The following is a 20,606-nucleotide window of genomic DNA, read 5'->3' as shown; positions in this document are numbered from 1 at the left end:
ATAACTCATAACTCATAACTCATAACTCATAACTCATAACTCATAACTCATAACTCAAGATATGGCACTCATTGGAAACAAAGAATATTTCAAAGGAATAGGGGAAATTAAATTCGAAGGCAAGGATTCCGACAATCCATTGGCGTTCAAATGGTATGATCCGGATAAGGTTGTCGCTGGCAAATCAATGCGAAAACATTTTAAATTTGCCATTGCTTACTGGCATACCTTCTGTGGCCAGGGGGCCGATCCTTTTGGTCCTGGAACGCAGAATTTCCCATGGGACCAGCCATCCGATGCCGTTGAAGCGGCCAAAGAAAAGGCCGATGCCGCTTTCGAGTTCATCACCAAAATGGGTTTTGACTATTTCTGCTTTCATGATTTCGATTTGATTCAGGAAGCCTCCACTTTTACTGAATCGGAAAAACGTCTGGCGACCATAGTGGATTATATTAAAAACAAGAAAGCCGAATCGGGTGTGAAATTGTTATGGGGCACGGCAAATTGCTTTTCCAATCCAAGATACATGAACGGGGCATCTACCAACCCCGATTTCAACGTCTTGGCGCGGGCAGGTGGCCAGGTTAAATTGGCCCTTGATGCAACCATGGAATTAGACGGGGAGAATTATGTCTTCTGGGGAGGTCGAGAAGGTTATATGTCACTCCTGAACACCGATATGAAACGTGAAGTAGACCATATGGGAAGGTTTTTAGGTATGGCGCGTGACTATGCAAGAGCCCAAGGATTCAAAGGCACTTTCTTTATCGAGCCGAAACCTATGGAGCCGATGAAACACCAATATGACTTCGATTGTGCTACCGTGGTCGGGTTCCTGCACCAATACGGATTACAGGATGATTTTAAGATCAACATCGAGGTCAATCATGCGACCTTGGCCAGTCATACGATGCAGCATGAACTTGAAGTGGCTGCCGCGCATGGTATGCTCGGAAGCGTAGATGCAAACAGAGGGGATTACCAAAACGGATGGGATACCGATCAGTTCCCCAACAATATCACCGAAGTGACCGAGGCGATGCTCGTCTTCTTAAAAGCTGGTGGTCTCCAAGGTGGCGGCATCAATTTCGATGCAAAAATCAGAAGGAACTCTACGGATATGGATGATGTATTCCACGCCCATATTGGTGGGGCGGATACATTCGCACGGGCCCTTTTGGTAGCGGATAAGATTATTTCCTCATCGCCCTATGATCAATTACGTGAACAACGCTACAGCTCTTTTGATTCGGGAAAGGGGAAAGATTTCGAAGCTGGAAAACTCAACTTCGCCGACCTCTATGAAATTGCCAAGGAAAATGGGGAATTGAAATTGCAAAGTGGCAAACAAGAATTGTTCGAAAACATCATCAACCAATATATTTAGCCCACACTAGTGTACCAATAAAAAAGGGGTATCCCAATCTGGGCACCCCTTTTTGTTGACCAAATTTTTCAGGCTACTTTGCGAAGTAAATATAGATGCCTATCACGATTACGCTAATCGCAATACCCACCTGCTTTACATATTTGTACGGTTCAATCGATACTTGTTTGGTATATTCTTGCTCGTAAGCCGTTTCACGCGGATACAATTTTCCAATGATGAGCATAATACCGACATTCAACAAGAACAAGATTAAATTGACATGAAGAAAATGAGGGTAAGCATCCGCCTCTACCAACCTCAATGCCGCCTCATCTGTAATACCGGAAGCCTTTGCTTCTTCCAAAGCGGTATTCACCAAATCGGGCTTAAGTATAAATTGGCTAATGATATAAAGAATCGACCCTGAAAGAATACCAATTTTTGCCGCTATTGCAGGTACTCGCTTCGTTAAATAACCCACAACAATGATAGTCAATATAGGAATACTGTAAATACCGTTTATTTCCTGCAAATAGTTGAACAAACTACCGGCATTTGCGATCATAGGTGCGATGAACATGGCGGCCAAAGCCAAACAAATACCGAATATCTTTCCATATTTTACTACGGTCTTTTCGGATGCTCCTTGATTGATATGTTGTTTATAGATATCGATACCGAACAAGGTCACCGAACTATTTAGAACACTATTAAAGGAGCTCAAGATGGCTCCAAAAAGTACAGCAGCGAAAAAACCGACCAATGTTTTGGGCAGTACCGCGCGTACCAGCTCGGGATAAGCAAGGTCACTCGAGGCTAGGCCACCTTCAAAATAATGATAGGCTATCATTCCCGGAAGCACCAATATCAACGGTCCAAGTATTTTCAGAAACGATGCAAGCAGTAGTCCTTTTTGGCCCTCCGCGAGGTTCTTTGCCCCCAAGGCACGTTGAATAATCTGTTGATTAGTGCCCCAATAAAACAATTGCACCAACATCATACCAGTGAAGATAGTACTGAAAGGTACCTCTTGACCGTGATTTCCTGTTGAGTCAAATCGTTCTGGATTCGTGGTCATTAGAATGTCGATTCCGGCGATAACACTGCCATCACCGATGGCCATCAAACCAAACACCGGGATTAGAATTCCGCCTATCATTAGACCGACCGCATTAATACTATCCGAAACCGCCACAGCTTTGAGTCCCCCGAATACCGCATAAATAGAACCAATGATTCCGATTCCCCAGATACATATGACAAGAGCAGTTTTATCCGACACGCCCAATAGCGTAGGTACATCGAACATTCCACTTATCGCTACGGATCCCGAATACAGAATAACAGGCAATAGCACCACCACGTAGCCGGTCAAAAACAGTCCTGAAGTAATGGTTTTCGTTGTGACGTCAAAACGTGTCGCCAAAAACTGTGGCACCGTTGTCAGCCCTCCCTTTAAATATCTCGGCAATAGAAATATGGCCGTTACCACCATAGCAATCGCTGCCAAGGTCTCCCAGGCCATGACCGAAAGACCGTCTTTATAGGCACTACCGTTCAGACCAACGATTTGCTCGGTCGAGAGATTTGTCAAAAGAAGCGACCCGGCAATGACACCTGCGGTCAAACTCCGTCCACCCAGAAAATAGCCATCTGATGTGTTCTCATTAGTTTTTCTGGTCGCCAAATAAGCGATTACCGCGACCAAGAGCGTGAAGCCCATAAAAGAGAATATTCCTAACATAAAGAATTGGTTTGATTGGTTGTTAACACGATTGCTTGCCGAATGCTAGAATTCTCGGTAGGGGGCATCCAAAAATTTATTGGCCGCCTCTTCTTTGAATTTGCCGTTTTCACCGTCCCAGTGTAATGTTTCGTTTGGAAAACGACCCGCGATGACCCCTAAAAGGATGGTCTCCGTAAGTCTTGATGCGTAGGAAAACGGAGCGGTACACTCCCCTTTGCCCAAACAGGCATCCACAAATTGATGATAGTGTTTCGGTCCTTCCGATTCATAGTTTCGAATAGGTTTGCCCATCTGATACTTTGCTCCTACCTTGGCAATTTCATCCGAAATATCAACGTATTTGCCATCGACGATTTTCCTTGGCAATTGCATAAAATGTGGCAATAACAAGCGCCCTCTTTCACCGATGAACATTGCGCCCTGTTCTGGTAATTCATCCATATTCGCTTCTTTGGAATCAAGTGACATCTTATCTTTCACTGAGGCTTCCTCTGCACTCGAAGCTGCTGAACCTTTCATTGCCCCTTTAGCCCCTGGCAGTTTAAGGTCGTCGTGCATCTCAGGGGCGCCTGGGCCGTCCGACCATATCCAAGTCAAGGTCTCCGTAGTGTAGTCGGTACCTGGAAATTCGTAGGTCACCGTATTGTTTTCTGGGAATCCGAAACCGTTCGTTTCACGACATTCGTTCTTGATGGTCCTAGGCACGTCCAAAGCCAAGGCATTATAAGGTGTATCGAAAATATGCACTCCCATATCACCTAGTGTTCCACAACCGTAATCCATTAATTTTCGCCAATTTCCTGGATGGTATACATCTTTCTTATAAGCTCGTTCGGCCGATGTACCCAACCAAAGGTTCCAGTCCAGGTTTTCCGGTACGGGATCCGAGCCTTGAGGTACCGGACCATCGTAACCCCAATTCTTGGGTGACCAAGCGCGGACTCTGCTGACCTTGCCGATAATTCCCGATTGAATCAAGAGTGTTGCTAATTTATAGTCGTAGAATGAGTGCACCTGAATGCCCATTTGAGTAATCAAGCCTTTTTCTTTGGCCAATTGGTTCATCGCCCTTGCCTCGGTAACATGGTGCGTCAAAGGTTTCTGACAATACACGGGTTTGTTCTTGCTCATGGCCATCATTGATGCCGGAGCATGTGTATGGTCAGGTGTGGAAACAATGACCGCATCGATTTGATCATCCATTTCCTTGAGCATTATTCGATAATCGGAGAAGAGTTTTGCCTTTGGATGTAATTTTGAAGCTGCACCCAGTTTTTCGGAATCCACATCACATAAAGCGGCCACTTCGACTTGGGCATGTGATGAAATCGCCTTAAGATCTTCACCTCCCATACCTCCAACGCCAATATGCGCAGTACGTAGTTTTCCGTCTTTGGCCAATGCCCATACAGAAGCAGGCAACAAACTAGTGGAAGCCAACGCAGCGGTACTTTTTACAAAATTTCTTCTTTTCATTTCTCTCGACTTTTATAGTTTTCTAATCTTAATATTCTTGAACCATAGGGGGCTGTCATGATCTTGAAGGCCAATAAATCCCTTTTTGAACTTCCCGTAATCCGGAAAATCTTTCCACTTCCCTTGACTCTTTCGCTCATACCAATCTTCGGACCAAGGAACAAAAGATAGTATTTTCTTTCCATTGAGCCAGTGCTCTACCCGTTCTTGAGTGAACACAATACGCGAACTATTCCATTCCCCAGCAGGTTTAATGGTTTTCTGTTCCGGGTCGGGCACGTGCATTGCATAATCAGCTCCGGTCTTTTGCCAGTCTTCCAATTGGGCATTATTGATCTCCTCCCACTTTAAATCATCCAAAAGTTGATATTCAGGACTGACCTCTGGTGGACTATTGTAACCCTCCTTCAAATGGTAAAGGATGCCGCTATTTCCTCCCTCAGGGATTTTCCATTCCAGATAAAGCTCAAAATTTTCAAATTCTTCCGCGCCATAAATGATGTCTTTCCCTCCTTTTCTTTCGGCCTCAACCCGTTTTTCCGTATCAAAGGTCAGGGCGCCATGTTCAATGACCCATTGTGGTGGTAGGGATTCGCCATTATACGCACGCCAACCCTCGGTACTCGTGCCGTCGAAAAGGTAAATCCACCCATCGTTTTCATCTACCGCGGCCTCGGCTTTTTCGCCTTCGACGGTTTCATTTTTTTTTGGTTCGTTCTTGCAAGCCAGTAGGAGTAGCATTGCGCAAAAAATAAAGTGTATTTTTTTCATCAATCTGGTTAACTTATAATCCCTAAAGGTTTCGTGTTTTTCCAATTTCCTCTTGTAAAATCTGGAAATGGCTGTGGTGCACCCCCACTTGCCACGGATCGCTCACTTAAGGGGCTCACAGCGCTCCAAAAACATCCTTCGTACACATTTTGGTCTAGGGGAAGCCCTTTTTGCAAACATTCTACTATGCGATACATCATCATCCCATCCATTCCTCCATGACCCGTATCTTTGGTCGCATCGTTCAATCTTTTGAACAAGGGATGGTCGAATTTTTCATATAGCATTTCCAACTGCTCTCCTTGCACCCAACTATGATGATCTTTCGTTACTCCAGAGACTCCGCCTTCTAACGCCACTCTAGTCGGAAAACCGGCCAAAGCTCCCTTAGTACCTTGTACCAAGTTCAATCTAGAATACGGTCTCGGGCTGGTCTCGTCCCATTGGACCATAATGGTCTTGCCCAATCCGGTTTTAATAATAGATGTGTTCATATCGCCTCCCTGATAGTCCAGTTGATTCCATTTATGGTCGCCTGCATAGTTCTTTTCGGCATACATTCGTCGCCCTAAGGACGGGCTGGAAAAAGATACCAAACTTGCAAAATTATCTTCGGTACGACCTAAATTCATATACTGTGCGACCGGCCCGAGCCCATGTGTAGGATATAAATTACCATTTCGCTTCGCATAGTGCGGGGTTCTCCAAGAGCCCGTACCACGTTCTTGCTCTTCCATCTGAAAGCGCAATTCATGAATATAGGCAGCCTCAGCGTGAAAAGGTTCTCCGATGACCCCCTGCCGACACATATTCAAAAACATCAATTCATCGCGACTGTAGTTGACGTTCTCCATCATCATACAGTGTTTTCCAGTGGTCTCCGAGACATCCACGATATCCCACATCTCGTTCATTGTCAAGGCAATCGGAACCTCAACAAAGGTATGCGCGCCCTTGTTCATGGCTTCAATCGCCATGGGCGCATGGTTTTTCCAATTGGTGGCAATGAAAACGACGTCCGGTTTAATCTCGTCGAGCATGGTTCGCCACTTGTTCTCATCGCCATAATACAGCTTGATTTTCTTATGGCGCTCACCTTTACCAATGCTTTTGGCTTCCTCTCCCCACTTTTTTGCAAGGTCTTCATACAAGTCGCTAATGGCAACCACCTCGGTACCAGGTAATCCGGCAAAAAACTTCAAGTGCCCCGGTCCTCTCGCCCCTACACCTATAAAGGCAGCTCTGACAGTTTCCAATTTTGGCGCCGCGAAATCGCCCATATACTGACCTAATGCCGGTCTTTCGGATGCTATTTCCGCTCCACGGGTCAACAATGGTGCCGCTGCCAATGCAGCAGCGGATAACGATGTCTTCTTGATGAATTTTCTTCTATCCAGGTTTTTCATAATAAATCTTCACTTATGACACCTTTCGAAAGCGCTAAAAAAGTAAAATGCCTATAGCACTTGAACCTGATTTTCTATGCGTTTCCAAAGGTTTAATCCCCTAAATATATCGGATAATTTTCAAAAAAAAGGAGCATTGTCCAAATAAAAGAACATTTCTGGCCTTTGCCCAAAAAAATAAGGGAACAAGCCCCGTTCTTTATAGAAATATTAACCTGTAACATCTTCGTTCTTCCCTTAAGAATATGTATCTTGCGCCACCCAATAGAACAGGGGATTTCGGGTCAATTGAAGTACTGGTTTTTAGTTATAGCTATTGCCGGAATTTTCAAGACCGGATGATGAAAATGTATTTTATGACAATGAATGCTTTTAAAGGAAAAGCGGGTCTATTTATACTGCTTGCCTTGGCCTTATCTTGTACGTCCAACGAAGATAAGTCTGAAAAAAAAGAGGAAAAAACAGCCACCCTTTTCTCGCTCTTACCACCAACACAGACCGGGGTCGATTTCGTTAACAAAGTAACGAACCAAAAAGACTTCAATATCTTTAAATATAGGAACTTTTATAATGGCGGAGGCGTGGCCCTCGGCGATATAAACAATGACGGTCTTCCTGATATTTACCTTTCCGGAAACATGGTATCCAATAAATTGTACCTCAACAAGGGCGACTTTACATTTGAGGACATTTCGGAAAAAGCAGGTGTAGAGGGAAATAAACCTTGGTCGACCGGAGTCTGTATGGTCGACATCAATGCTGATGGGCTACTTGACATATATGTGAGCAATGCAGGAAACATGGAAGGTGACAACCATGACAACGACCTCTATATCAACAATGGCGATTTAACCTTTACCGAGCGGGCAGCGGAATATAATCTGGCTAAAACAGGTTTTTCGACGCACGCAGCATTTTTCGACTACGATAAAGACGGTGATCTAGATGCCTATATCTTGAACAACAGTAATATACCCGTCACCAGTTTGGGATATGCAGAGCAGCGAGAGGTTCGTGCCCAAGATTGGCAAGGAGTACCCGACATTTTCAAAGGGGTGGGCGATATGTTACTTCGGAATGATAACGGTAAGTTTATTGATGTTAGCGAACAGGCAGGAATTTATGGGAGTCTGATCGGATTCGGTTTGGGGGTTATGGTGACCGATATCAATAAGGATCTATACCCAGACCTGTACATTTCCAATGATTTTTACGAGCGTGACTACTTATACATCAATAATCAAGATGGTACGTTTTCGGAAGAAATCAAAAACTGGACCTCTCATCTTTCACTTTCCGCTATGGGTATCGACATGGCCGACATCAATAATGATGGCCATTCGGAGATTTTTATCACAGATATGCTCCCGGAAGAAGACCGACGTGTTAAAGCAGTTATGGAGTTTGAAGGATATGACGTTTTTAAACTAAAACAGAGCAAAGACTTCTATCAGCAGTATATCCAGAACACCCTACAACTCAACAACGGAAACGGCACCTTCTCGGAAGTGGCGTATTTCAGTGGTGTGGACGCGACCGATTGGAGTTGGGCGGGCCTGATGTTCGATATGGACAATGATGGCTGGCGCGATATTTATATTACCAACGGAATCAACCATGACCTTACCGATTTGGATTTCGTAGATTTTTTCGCCAACGAAATCATACAGGACATGGCATTGACCGGAAAGAAAGCATCCATTGATTCGATAATCAACAAAATGCCGATTCGACCACAAACGAATTATGCCTATCGCAACAATCGCGATATTACTTTCTCGAATGCGAACAAGGAATGGGGGTTCGACCTGGAAACCATGTCCAATGGTGCAGCCTACGCCGATCTTGATAATGATGGGGATTTAGATTTGGTCGTGAACAACGTCAATACCGAAACCTTTCTGTATGAAAATCATACAGAGACCAAGGGAGACCATAATTTCTTAAAACTGAGCTTTAAAGGAAGTGGTCAAAATCCATTTGCCATCGGTACTACGGCACTACTTTACTATGATGATAATACCGTTTTGCAAGAGCTCATACCTTTTCGCGGTTTTCAATCGTCAATGGACTATACCATGACTATCGGTCTTGGTAAAGCGACCGAAATCGACTCGGTACGCATCATCTGGCCCGATGACAGAACACAGTTGCTTGAAAAGGTCAATGTCAATCAGTCACTAGTGTTTCATCAAGAAGAGGCTTTGGCTCGCTACCGAATTCCGACTAAAGCGATCGTAGACCCCTTGTTAAATGAAGTTCCCAATTCAAAACTTCTAGCACATTCAGAAAATGCCTATAACGATTTTGACAATGAGGGCTTGATCTACAAATTGCTTTCCCAGGAAGGGCCGTCTTTGGCGACCGGTGATGTCAATGGTGACGGAAACGAAGATATTTTTATCGGAGGGGCTAAAAATCAAGCAGGCGCGATCTACTTTCACGGTGGAAAAGGGAACATCAAGGCGAGAGCTCAAAAGGCCCTTGAAATCGATGCTCTTTACGAAGATACGGCCGCTGCTTTCTTTGATGCCGATAATGACGGAGATCTAGATTTGATGGTCGGTTCAGGAGGAAACGAAATCGGCAACGAACGAAATACCATTAATCGGCTTTATATCAATAACGGCAAAGGCGATTTTACAAGATCTTCTGAACAAATCCCTTCTACCCTTAAAAATGTGTCGAGCATTTCGCCCAATGATTTTGATGAAGATGGCGATATCGATCTCTTCATAGCATCAAGGAGTGTTGCGGGCACCTATGGTGTAGACCCCGAACACTTGTTTTTAATCAATAATGGCGACGGTTCATTTGAAAATGCTACAGAGCGCATTGTATACCACATCAAAGATGCAGGCATGATCACCGGTTCGCTGTGGGCCGATATGGATGGGGATACGAAAGAGGATCTGATCACCGTTTCGGAATGGGGAACTCCCAATATCTACCGAAACACAGGGCGTCGCCTAGCAAAACTACCCACTACCCTTGATAGCCTCAGCGGTTGGTGGAATACGGTCGAGGCGGCCGACTTGGACGGTGATGGAGACTTGGATCTAGTGCTAGGTAATCAAGGATCCAACTTGCACTACAAACCTTCATCGGGAAGCCCCATGAAGATGTGGATCAATGATTTTGACAATAACGGTACCATTGAGCAAATAGTCACCATGCGGGAGGACGGTAAAGACTATCCCATTCATCAAAAAAAGGAATTGACAAATCAAATGGTCAAATTGAAAAAAGAAAATCTAAGAGCTTCCGAATACGCTAGAAAAACCGTGGATGCCCTTTTCCCCAAAGACATCTTCGAAAATTCAATAGTCAAAGAGGCAGCAATTTCAGAATCAGTAATCGCCATCAACGAAGGCGATGGAAACTTTTCAATACAAGAGTTGCCCAGTAGGGTGCAACTTTCATGTATATGCGGAATCACCTGTACGGACATCAACAATGACGGGCATTTGGATTTGGTGATGGGTGGAAATAATTTTGAGTTCAAGCCCCAGTATTCGCGTCTCGATGCTAATTTCGGAAACGTGCTTTTAGGGGATGGAAAAATGGGATTCGAATGGCAAAACTATTCCAAAAGTGGTTTTTTCATACGGGAAGAAATCAAACATCTCAAAGAATTCAAAGACGCTAAGGGCAAACGGTATTTGATTGCCGCACTTAATGACGCCAAACCAAAGATCTACGCTCTTGATGAATAGAATCGTTGTCAGTTTCATTTGGCTTATAGCACTTCTAGGATGCAGCGAAAAAGGAGGCACTCTTTTTAAGAATCCGTCCGGCGAGCAGACGGGTATTACCTTTACCAATACCTTGACGCCATCGGAAGATGTGAATATCTTGGATTACTTATACTTCTATAATGGTGGAGGAGTTGCCATTGGTGACATTAACGGTGATGAACTGCCTGACATCTTCTTTTCAGGTAATCAGGTGAAGAACAAACTGTATATCAACAAAGGCGACCTACAGTTCGAGGACATCACGGAAAAGGCCGGTGTTGCGGGCAACAGTTCTTGGAATACCGGAGCTGTCATGGGTGATGTGAACGGCGACGGCCTATTGGATATCTACGTCTGTGCCGTGGTGGGAATCAACGGTCTTGGTGGCTATAATGAGCTCTATATCAATAATGGGACTTCTGCCGGCTCTAAAGAAGTAACTTTTACCGAGAGTGCGGCCCAGTATGGACTTGATTTTGATTCATACAGCTCTTCCGCAGCCTTTCTTGATTTTGATCTGGACGGGGATCTCGATATTTATTTGTTGAACCATGCGGTACACACCCAAGAATCATACGGCACCGTTGATGTTCGAAAAAAAAGAAACTATCAAACCGGTGACAAATTACTACGGAATGACGACGGCAAGTTTACCGACGTCAGCGAGGAAGCCGGAATTTATGGGGGAGTCAATGGGTACGGCCTTGGAGTAGCTGTTTCAGATTTCAATCAAGATGGGTATCCCGATATTTTCGTAGGTAACGATTTTCATGAAGACGACTATTACTACCTCAACAATGGTGATGGCACATTTTCCGAGAGCTTACGACAGTATTTCGGCCATACTTCCAAATTCTCCATGGGAAACGATGTTGCCGATATCAATCACGATGGATGGCCCGATATCCTAAGCTTGGATATGCTACCTGACGATGAGACGATACTGAAATCTTCTGAGGGTGACAATGACTTTCAAACCCAGCGCCTCCGTACGGAACAATTCGGCTACCACTATCAGTACTCCAGAAATATGCTCTTTGTCAACCAAGCCCAAGCACCTTATGCTGAAGTAGCGCTACTCAGTGGAGTGGCTGCAACCGATTGGAGTTGGAGTGCCCTTTTTGCGGATTTCGACCAAGACAGTTCCCAAGATATTTTTATCTCAAATGGTATTACAAAACGTCCTAATGACCTCGATTATATCAATTTTGTTTCTAGTGAACAAATCAAAAGTAAAATCAATAGTACCAAGCTAGTCGACAACAAAGCGCTGGCATTGATGCCTTCGGGTGCCGTACCCAATCGGGTTTTCAAAGGAACAGCCCACCTTAGGTTTCATGACGTTTCAGATGACTGGATAGCGAATGATACCTTGATTTCGGGCGCTACTGCCCTTGCCGATCTAGACCTTGACGGTGATATCGATCTGGTGACAAATAATAGTGATCGCCCAGCGACCCTATATATCAATAAAACCAATGAGCGTGCCCATTATCTAAAGCTCAGATTTAAGTACAGGGCACCGAATCATTTTGGCATAGGAACCAAAGTCTATTCGTATCACAAAGGTCAGCTTCAATTTAAAGAACTGTATACGGCAAGAGGTTTTCAGGCCTCATCGGAACCCTTTATCCATTATGGGTATGGTGAACATGAAAAAGTAGACTCGCTGCGCATAGTTTGGCCAGATGGGTCATATCAGACTATGAAAGAGGTTGCGACCAACCAGACCTTGACCCTTTCGCCAACGCACACCAAACCTTTCGATTACAAACGCATTCAACCTGACCAGGAAACCATTTTTGAAAAAGTCGAGGGGAATCTAGGTATCGATTTTGTTCATAAAGAAGATCGCTATACCGATTTCAATCGGCAAAAGTTGATTCCGTATCAAATCGGAGATCGCGGCCCTGCAACCGCATTGGGCGACCTTAACGGGGATGGAAAAACAGACCTCTTTTTCGGAGGGTCAAAATACATTCCATCCGAAATATACCTTCAAACCGATAGCGCATATCAGAAGGTACACTTTCCTTCCATCAGAAAAGATTCCATAAAGGAAGAAATAGCCGCCACAATCGCGGATTTCAATTCGGATGGAAAAGAGGATTTATTCGTAGTTTCTGGAGGAGGTGACTTTTTTGGTCAGGCCGCGCCACTATCGGACAGTTATTATATTCAAAAAGAGGGACTTTTTGACGCCCGTGCCCTACCCGAATATTTTGAAAATGCATCCGTGGTCAAACCATTTGATTTTGATGCAGATGGTGATCTGGATATTTTTATCGGCAATCAAGCCATTACCAGCGACTTTGGTAACATTCCATCTTCCTACCTTCTTGAAAATGAAAATGGGGTATTCACGATCAAAGGTGATCGTCCTTTACAAAAGGCCGGAATGCTCACTGATGCCGTATGGTCGGATTTTGATGCGGACGGCTCTACCGATTTAATTGTTGTGGGTGAATGGATGCCCCCCAGATTTTTCAAAAACGAAAATGGTCAATTCAGCGAAGTAGAGGTAATAGCGGAAAAACGCAACGGTCTATGGCAGTGTATCACACCATTTGATATCGATTCGGATGGCGATATAGATTATGTTCTTGGCAATTGGGGCGTCAATAGCAAGTTCAAGGCGTCCATAGATGCGCCAATGAAAATGTACTACGGTGATTTTGACGATAACAAGAGTACCGAAACCTTGGTCACCATCGAAAAAAATGGCACCTATTATCCTCTTGAAGATTTAGGTGGACTCTCCGCTCAAATGGTTTCCTTACGCAAGAAGTTTACCTCTTACAAAGACTTTGCAGGAAAGCCCATTGAAGCGATCATTGCAGAAGAGGTTTTACAGCGTGCACAGCTTCATGAAGTGCATGAACTACGCTCCGGTTATCTTGAAAACAACAAAGGCACATTCACATTTGTCCCTTTTCAAACCGAACTTCAAGTGGCACCGATTACGAGTTTGCTAGTGTATGATTTCGATGGAGATAACAAACAAGAGCTACTCGCTGGAGGAAATTACTTTGGTGTCAAGCCATTTCACGGGCGATTTGGTTCGTTCAGCGGAGCTATGATAAAACACAAAAAAAATGTAGTTTTGGGTTACGAAATTGGTTTGGATCTTACGAATAAATCCGTCAGAAACCTGAATATTATAACCCTTCAAAATCGCCCGTACCTGTTGGTAACATTCAATAATGAAGAAGCCCAAGCGTACAAGTTGAATAAGAAAAAAATAGAATGATGAAGAAATACGGCGTACTTTTTTTGATAGTCCTGATTTTTGCCTGCGGTAAAAAAGAAGAACCCTTAGTGGTGGCCCCAGATGTACTGCACCAGTCCATAGACCATGTCACCCAAATCATGATACATGATATCTTTTCACCTCCGGTGGCCAGTCGTATTTTCGCCTATCCGAATATAGCGGCCTACGAAATCGTGGCGTTGACAAACGATGATTATGCTTCCCTGGCCGGTCAAGTACATGAGCTTACACCCATACCTAAGCCCGATACATCACAACCGATAAATCATGAAGTTGCGGCAATGGTAGCACATATCGACCTCAGCCGTAGGCTTATTTTTTCCGAAGAGAAATTAACGCCCTTTCGCGATAGTCTCTACACAGAATGGCAATCTAAGAACGAAAAGGCCTTTAACGCATCGAAAGAATACGGCCTACAAGTTGCCGAACATATTGCTGCTTGGATGAACAAGGATAATTACAACCAGACGCGCACCATGCCAAAGTTTACGGTCAACACGGACGACCCCACACGTTGGCAGCCTACGCCACCTGCCTATATGGAGGGCATTGAACCCCATTGGAACAAAATAAGGCCTTTCGTCATCGATTCGGCCAACCAATTCAAGCCGGCACCCCCGCCGCCATTTTCGATGGAAGAGAACAGTGATTTTTACAAAGAGGTACGGGAAGTCTATGATATCAGCAACGAAATCACAGAGAAGGGTGATGAATCAGACGAGATTGCCATCGCTCAATTTTGGGATTGCAATCCGTATGTTTCCGTTACCCGTGGCCATCTGATGTTCGCAACCAAAAAAATAACCCCGGGAGCACACTGGATTGGTATCGTCAAAATAGCGACCAAGAAGACCGATAGCGATTTTGCAAAAACGCTTTTTGCCTATACCAAAACCTCGATTGCTATTGCAGACGGCTTCATCAGCTGCTGGGATGAGAAATACCGAAGTAATTTAATACGACCGGAAACCTTGATCAATGCACACATTGACGAAAACTGGAAGCCGGTACTACAAACTCCTCCCTTTCCTGAATACACCAGCGGACATAGTGTAGTCTCCGGAGCCGCGGGAGTAGCATTGACCAGTATTTTCGGAGGTGATTTTGCCTTTGACGATGATACCGAAGTACCCTACGGACTTCCGGTTCGGAGCTTTACTTCATTCGAGGCTGCGGCAAGCGAGGCGGCCATAAGCAGAATGTACGGTGGAATCCACTATCGAAAAGCGGTTGACGTCGGAGTCAAGCAAGGTAGAGATCTAGGTAATTTCATTGTCGATAATCTACAGATGAAACGCGAAGCGCAAAACGCATCGAACTAAACCTATGAAGAAAGTTCTCGCAGTCTTGGGTATTGCCATGGTAAGTGCCACCATCTGGTACTTCTTTCTAAAATCAAACGATTATCAGGTCACTTTCGAGGTGAAGACCTTTCCGGGGGAGGTAAATCAAATTATCAAGACGTGGAGCGAAACCCTAAAAGGTACTGGAATAACGGATGAAAAACCCATTACCGAATTGACACAACACTTGCAATTCGGGGATTCCACCCATATCTATGAGTGGGAAATAACCGCAATTCATGATTCCTTATCTCGGGTTCGCGTGTATGCCCGAGATAAAGACCATAGTTTTCAAAACAAACTGGAAATCCCTTTCAACGATACCGATTTTGAAAAACGTACCAGAAAGACCTTGCTCGATTTTGTCGATAAGCTGAATGAACATCGAAAGAAATTCAAGGTCGAAATTATCGGGGAAGAAGAAATACCTACTACCTTTTGCGCCTGTACCGATGTGCAATCATCACAAATCGGGAAGGCCGACGGTATGATGCGAGATTTTCCCTTGTTGACCAGTTTCCTGTCAAAACACAAGGTTCAGTTAAATGGATCGCCTTTTTTAGAAGTGACCGAATGGCAAAAGGGTGCGGACAGCTTGAAGTTCAAATTCTGTTTTCCGATCGTTCAATCCGATATTTTACCCGAACACCCTGAACTCAAGTATCGTAACTTTTACGGCAAAAAAGCGCTAAAAGCCATTTACAATGGCAACTATATCAGTTCTGATAGGGCTTGGTACGCCTTAATCGACCACGCTGAAAGAAATGCCATTTCGATATCTGAACTTCCTGTCGAAGTTTTCTACAATAACCCGAATATGGGCGGCGATGCCCTGAAATGGAAAGCGGAAATTTACATGCCATTGAAAGGAACGGCAGATGAATAAATTGCTCTACTTACTTCCTACGTTAGTTTTGGCCGCATGTGCCAATTACGGTCAGCTTAAAGCGATCACCAAACTACCGGACAAGTTGAGCGAGAACTCGGGCATTGCCCAATTCGATCAGGAGTCCGTCTGGTTCATTGAAGACAAAGGAAACAAAGACATTATCTATGAAGTGGACTTCAATGGAAAAATACGGAAGGAGTTCGAAGTAAAAAATGCCAAAAACAATGACTGGGAAGACTTGACCTCCGATAAAAAGGGCAACTTATACATAGGCGATTTTGGTAACAATGCCAACCATAGAAAAAACCTGGTTATCTATAAACTTCCTAACCCCGATATCGAACCTGGCGATAAAATAGAGGCTGAACGTATTGAATTTCAATATCCGGAACAAAAAGAATACCCTCCAAAGAAAAAGGAGCTGGTATACGATTCCGAAGCCTTTTTCTATTTGCAAGGACACTTTTACATTTTCACTAAAAACAGGGCCCATCCATTCTCGGGCGAGGTGTCGATTTATCGTGTACCCCTAAAAGTCGGTCGACATAACGCTACGCTACTTGGAACGATAACTACTTGTGAAGAACGGAATACCTGTCAGGTTACTTCCGCGGATATCTCGCCCGATGGTAAAACGGTCGTACTTCTTGGCTACGGCAAACTTTGGACGTTGACCGACTTTACCGGTGATTCTTTTTTCGAGGGCAAACTCACTGAAATCGATTTGGGGGTTCGTACCCAGTTGGAATCGGTATGCTTTAAAGATGGAACAACCTTGCTCCTATCAGACGAAGTACGCGATAACGAAGGAGGAATGCTCTACTCCTATTCCCTGAAGTAATTGGTTAATGCCCATTTTGAACTAATTTACGGGTATCATCAAAACCCGAAACCGAAGCCGAAAGCAACCCGTATACCATCATTACTGTTAAAAACGGCTGCGCGTATAGAGGCGACACCTGCAGCATCTAGGAAAAAGCCTCCACCATAGGAAGTATGCCACACATTCGAATCTTCATTCGGATTCCATACACGGCCGTAATCAAAGCCGCCATAGAGCCCGATTGCCGCCGGTAGAATTCCCGTACGCACCTTCCCCAGGCTCAATCTCAGGTCACTGTTCTGATAAAATGATTTCTTCCCGGTAAATCGCTCGTTTCGGAATCCCCTGAGACCGTCTACCCCCCCTATACTTGCAGCTTGATAGAATTCGAAGTCATCCCCGATATTGAAATGGGCCTTCCATTTGGTAGCCAGCACCAGTTTCCCGCTCGGAATCAATTTATAGTCAAATGATAGGCTCGGAATGATAAATCCGAAACTTTGATCTCCGCCAGTTTCAGTTTTGTAACCTACATGAAGTGAAGTGGCCATCCCCAAGGTCGGAAATGCCGGATTATCACTATTCTCGTACGTATACTCCATATCGATCCCTAGAAAATCCTTTTCCGTTTCAGCACCATTGGCTTGATAGAAGGTATTGATAAAGCGGTTTTCAGTCTCTTCTACATCAATCGATTCGTATGAAATGCCTGTGCGGAACTTACTTCCCAAATCACCACGCCAAACTAAGGAAGGCGCAAATGTAACAGTCCCAAAACGAACTCGGTTGTAATCCAACTCCAAAGTATCATCTAAATTCTCCGTTTCATTTCCAAAACCAAAGAAATTGATTGCAAAATTAGGACTGGTAAATTCAGCGGCAAGCTCCAGGTTAGCCGCTCCAAAAATATTGGCAAACTCCCCCTTATACCCCAAATCAAAACCACTTGTTGCGAAATAATACCCCACGTCAAATCGATGCTGTTGGGTGAACGGGTTTTGTCTAAAACCGTTGTAAGTATACGTGTCGCTAAGGCCAATTGAGAGTCCCGTATCAGGATTGAACCCAATCAATGGCAGCAATTGGTTGATCGAATTTCTGATTTTCAAGGGTTGATATGTATTTACCTCATAATCATCAGTCAATATGACCTTGGCCTTTGAAACGTCTTCGAGGCTGTTCTTCTTGGATTTATAATCATACACCATGGTATTGCCACCTTCCCCAACGTCATAGATATCATTGTTTTGCCCTCCAATCAACCGTATTTTGATTCTTCCGTTATGATTGCCCTTGACCTCGAAACGATCGTCGTCATCCAGACCATAGATCCAAATTTCTTTCGTGTCATTGCGATGGAACTTTTTCTCGAAGAACTTTCTGCTTTTCTCGCCCTTGATATTACGAAAGCCACGCACGAGTACTTCTTCTTTATTGAGGTTTTCTATTTCAAACCAATCATCCTTATCCGTTCCTGTAATCACTGCATGTCGATTCAATATGCCGTAATAGGCCTTAGCAGTATTCTGAATATCGTTGATTCGCGCAAGCAATATGCGTTTGAGTTCAGTTGTCGTCTGACCACGTACTTCTTCGGGAAAATTAAGGAATGCTTTGTCGATAACAGCTGGAGTAAGATTTTCTTGAATGTATTTCGCCTCTTGAATCCACTCTTCCTTGGTTGTTTCGGAAAGTACCGCAACATCGAGCACATAGGTTTTTGGAGATGAGTTGAATCCTTCCACACTTCGTATTTCCTCTTTAAACCCTTCCATCAAACGGAGTCCTGGTACCCATCTTGTGGCAAGACCCATAAACAGGCCATCACCCATTATGGAAAAGGCCTGATCTCGATCTCTTGGCACAGGGCGATAGGTCGTTTTTTTCGATTCTTTGTCCTTGAACCGCGCCCAACGCCATTGATCTACATGACGGTCCCAATCACCCAATACCATATCAAATAAACGAGCTCTTGCATAGAGCTGGGCATCGACCTCGTACTTCTCATCGTCACGAAGATCTTCGAGCATATCGTCTGTACTGATCAACTTATCCGAAAAACCATAGCTTGCCAAATCGCCATGGCCGTCACCTGCGTGTTCCTCTATCATATACAGCTCATCGCCAAAATCAAGGTTGAAATCCTCAAGAGCCGACTGTTTGGGAATGTAATATAATTTAGGGTTGGTATGATAAATTCCGACAGCATCGGACAAATCACCGATAGTAAATGGGGCATAGGGATGTGATCCGGTGTAAAAATCCTCGAGCAACTCCTGCACAAAGGTGTCTTGAAGGTCATCCATCACATAGCGCTTTTGAAAAACCATCGACTGCAGGTAGAGTTCAGAGACCTTTCGCAAGGCCCGCATCACATATTCCTTTCCACTACTATGTCGAAGCCTGAGGGATTTGGATTGATGTCCTCCACCGCGACGAACGGGCCTCAAACCTCCAAAAAGTGTGTCAAGCTGCACCGTTGGTGCCGTGACTTCTGCGCCATAATACTTTCTATAACGGTCTCCCCATATGGTTCGAAAGAAACCACTTTTGTCGATTTCATCTCGTGTATAAATAGAGGCCGAAGCTTCTGCAGGAAAATCATTCGCATAGGTATCGGCATGGTCATTTCGATCCGCAGGAAGCACTTCGGTATTGAACAAAAACTCTTCTTTGTTTTCAGAAGACACCCCATAATATCGTACCTGAGAGGAACCATCTTCGTAAATTTCCAAAACCGCATAGCCACGATGTCCTGTTGAAAACTGACTTCCATTGAGCAAGCGGCTCACTCCTTTTTTAGCACCTGATCCACTTACGATCTGTGGTGTATTGTGTTCTTTGATATACTGTAGCGTATGCTCATGACCCGAGGCAAAAATGACCTTTTGAGAATATTGGGCCAAGGTGACCATACGGTTCTGAAACTCGGTGTACCTTTTATTACTGATGTCTGCCGGTGAAGCACCGGAAGTTTTGCGAAGCAGATTCACGACACTCCCCAAAATTGGCAACGGAATGTTACTGCTACTGGGAAACAACTGTTGTTTCCAAGAAAACTGCCCCCCATGCGGACCATATGAAAACATTGGGTGGTGCATGGCAATAAGCGTAGTTTTATCTCGATTCTTTTTAATGGCCCCTTCAACCTCCTCCCAGAACTTGGCGCGGCTTTTGATCTCGCAATTATCGTTCATCGTAGGGTGCTTATCCCAATTGGTCATGTACCATTCCGTGTCAATAACGATGATAGCCAAATCATCTGATACCTTGACCACATCTACCGGACATCCATTTTCAGGTAAAAATGGATTCTTTTGCTTCAGTTTTTTCTCGACATACTTTTCTTGTCGTTCTAAACCCTTTAAGCCCTCACTATACCAATCATGATTGCCAGGGATGAACAAGGGGCGGCCCTCAAAACTCTCAAGGGTATTCAGTTGTGCGTCCAAATGGTTCTTGGCAGAAGCATAATCCTTAGGAGCATCTTTTTTGTCAGGGAAACCTGCGGGATAGATATTGTCACCGAGAAAAATGGCCGTACTGTTTTTATCTGCTTTACTCAGAGCGCTTTTGAATAGCGTAAGTGGAGGGTTCATCCCATTCTCCGGGGAAAGACCTGCATCTCCGATAAGGTAAACCGTATGTACCACAGGCTTGTCGTTTGCTCTATCTTCTTGTGGAGCATCCACAAGAAACTTGGAAGTATAAGTAGCACAACTACTAAAAATCAATGCTACGGTCAAAGCGAAGTAATATTTTTTCATATAAACG

Annotated in this window: 11 protein-coding genes; 6 read left to right on the top strand and 5 right to left on the bottom strand. The window is 44.3% G+C overall.

The annotated features are described in order from the left end of the window. Nucleotides 1-61 precede the first annotated feature (61 nt). On the top strand, nt 62-1,387 hold the full coding sequence (gene xylA, locus ACKWCA_RS08200; RefSeq protein WP_413977691.1) for a xylose isomerase: 1,326 nt from the start codon (nt 62-64) through the stop codon (nt 1,385-1,387). A 73-nt stretch (nt 1,388-1,460) separates the two neighbouring features. Here the strand turns inward: xylA and ACKWCA_RS08195 are convergent, their stop codons facing one another. From ACKWCA_RS08195 to ACKWCA_RS08180, 4 genes are read right to left on the bottom strand one after another with little or no spacing between them, the layout of a single operon-like run. After that, the gene (locus ACKWCA_RS08195) at nt 1,461-3,113 is read right to left on the bottom strand and encodes a solute:sodium symporter family transporter (protein ID WP_413977690.1); all 1,653 of its coding nucleotides are present in this window, start codon (nt 3,111-3,113) and stop codon (nt 1,461-1,463) included. Nucleotides 3,114-3,158: 45 nt separating this feature from the next. Next, nucleotides 3,159-4,592: a Gfo/Idh/MocA family protein gene (locus tag ACKWCA_RS08190; RefSeq protein WP_413977689.1), complete on the bottom strand. Its 1,434-nt coding sequence runs from the start codon at nt 4,590-4,592 to the stop codon at nt 3,159-3,161. A 12-nt stretch (nt 4,593-4,604) separates the two neighbouring features. Further along, nucleotides 4,605-5,363 (bottom strand): 3-keto-disaccharide hydrolase, encoded by a 759-nt coding sequence (locus tag ACKWCA_RS08185; RefSeq protein ID WP_413977688.1) that lies wholly within the window; start codon nt 5,361-5,363, stop codon nt 4,605-4,607. 8 nt (nt 5,364-5,371) lie between these two features. Beyond that, nucleotides 5,372-6,769, bottom strand: a complete 1,398-nt coding sequence (locus ACKWCA_RS08180) for a Gfo/Idh/MocA family protein (RefSeq protein ID WP_413977687.1) — start codon at nt 6,767-6,769, stop codon at nt 5,372-5,374. Nucleotides 6,770-7,131: 362 nt separating this feature from the next. On the opposite strand from ACKWCA_RS08180, the gene ACKWCA_RS08175 reads away from it, so the two are divergent. The 5 genes from ACKWCA_RS08175 to ACKWCA_RS08155 are packed head-to-tail and all read left to right on the top strand — an operon-like array spanning nt 7,132 to nt 16,850. Beyond that, a complete protein-coding gene (locus ACKWCA_RS08175; RefSeq protein ID WP_413977686.1) occupies nt 7,132-10,485 on the top strand; it encodes a VCBS repeat-containing protein in 3,354 nt (1,117 codons plus the stop codon). Next, on the top strand, nt 10,478-13,756 hold the full coding sequence (locus ACKWCA_RS08170; protein ID WP_413977685.1) for a VCBS repeat-containing protein: 3,279 nt from the start codon (nt 10,478-10,480) through the stop codon (nt 13,754-13,756). Before ACKWCA_RS08175 ends, ACKWCA_RS08170 begins: the two co-directional genes overlap by 8 nt. Next, on the top strand, nt 13,753-15,099 hold the full coding sequence (locus tag ACKWCA_RS08165) for a vanadium-dependent haloperoxidase (protein WP_413977684.1): 1,347 nt from the start codon (nt 13,753-13,755) through the stop codon (nt 15,097-15,099). The genes ACKWCA_RS08170 and ACKWCA_RS08165 overlap by 4 nt, the downstream gene beginning before the upstream one ends. 4 nt (nt 15,100-15,103) lie before the next feature. Further along, on the top strand, nt 15,104-16,006 hold the full coding sequence (locus tag ACKWCA_RS08160; RefSeq protein ID WP_413977683.1) for an AraC family transcriptional regulator: 903 nt from the start codon (nt 15,104-15,106) through the stop codon (nt 16,004-16,006). Continuing rightward, the gene (locus ACKWCA_RS08155; RefSeq protein ID WP_413977682.1) at nt 15,999-16,850 is read left to right on the top strand and encodes a hypothetical protein; all 852 of its coding nucleotides are present in this window, start codon (nt 15,999-16,001) and stop codon (nt 16,848-16,850) included. Before ACKWCA_RS08160 ends, ACKWCA_RS08155 begins: the two co-directional genes overlap by 8 nt. Before the next feature lie 38 nt (nt 16,851-16,888). Here ACKWCA_RS08155 and ACKWCA_RS08150 read toward each other — a convergent pair whose 3' ends face one another. Beyond that, nucleotides 16,889-20,599 carry a metallophosphoesterase gene (locus tag ACKWCA_RS08150; protein ID WP_413977681.1) on the bottom strand — a complete coding sequence of 1,237 codons (3,711 nt, stop codon included), beginning with the start codon at nt 20,597-20,599 and terminating at the stop codon, nt 16,889-16,891. Between the last annotated feature and the right edge of the window lie 7 nt (nt 20,600-20,606).

Origin of the sequence: Maribacter corallii (assembly GCF_047345415.1) — a bacterium.
In the GTDB taxonomy this organism is placed as follows: domain Bacteria; phylum Bacteroidota; class Bacteroidia; order Flavobacteriales; family Flavobacteriaceae; genus Maribacter_C.
This window is presented reverse-complemented; position numbering and strand designations above follow the sequence as displayed.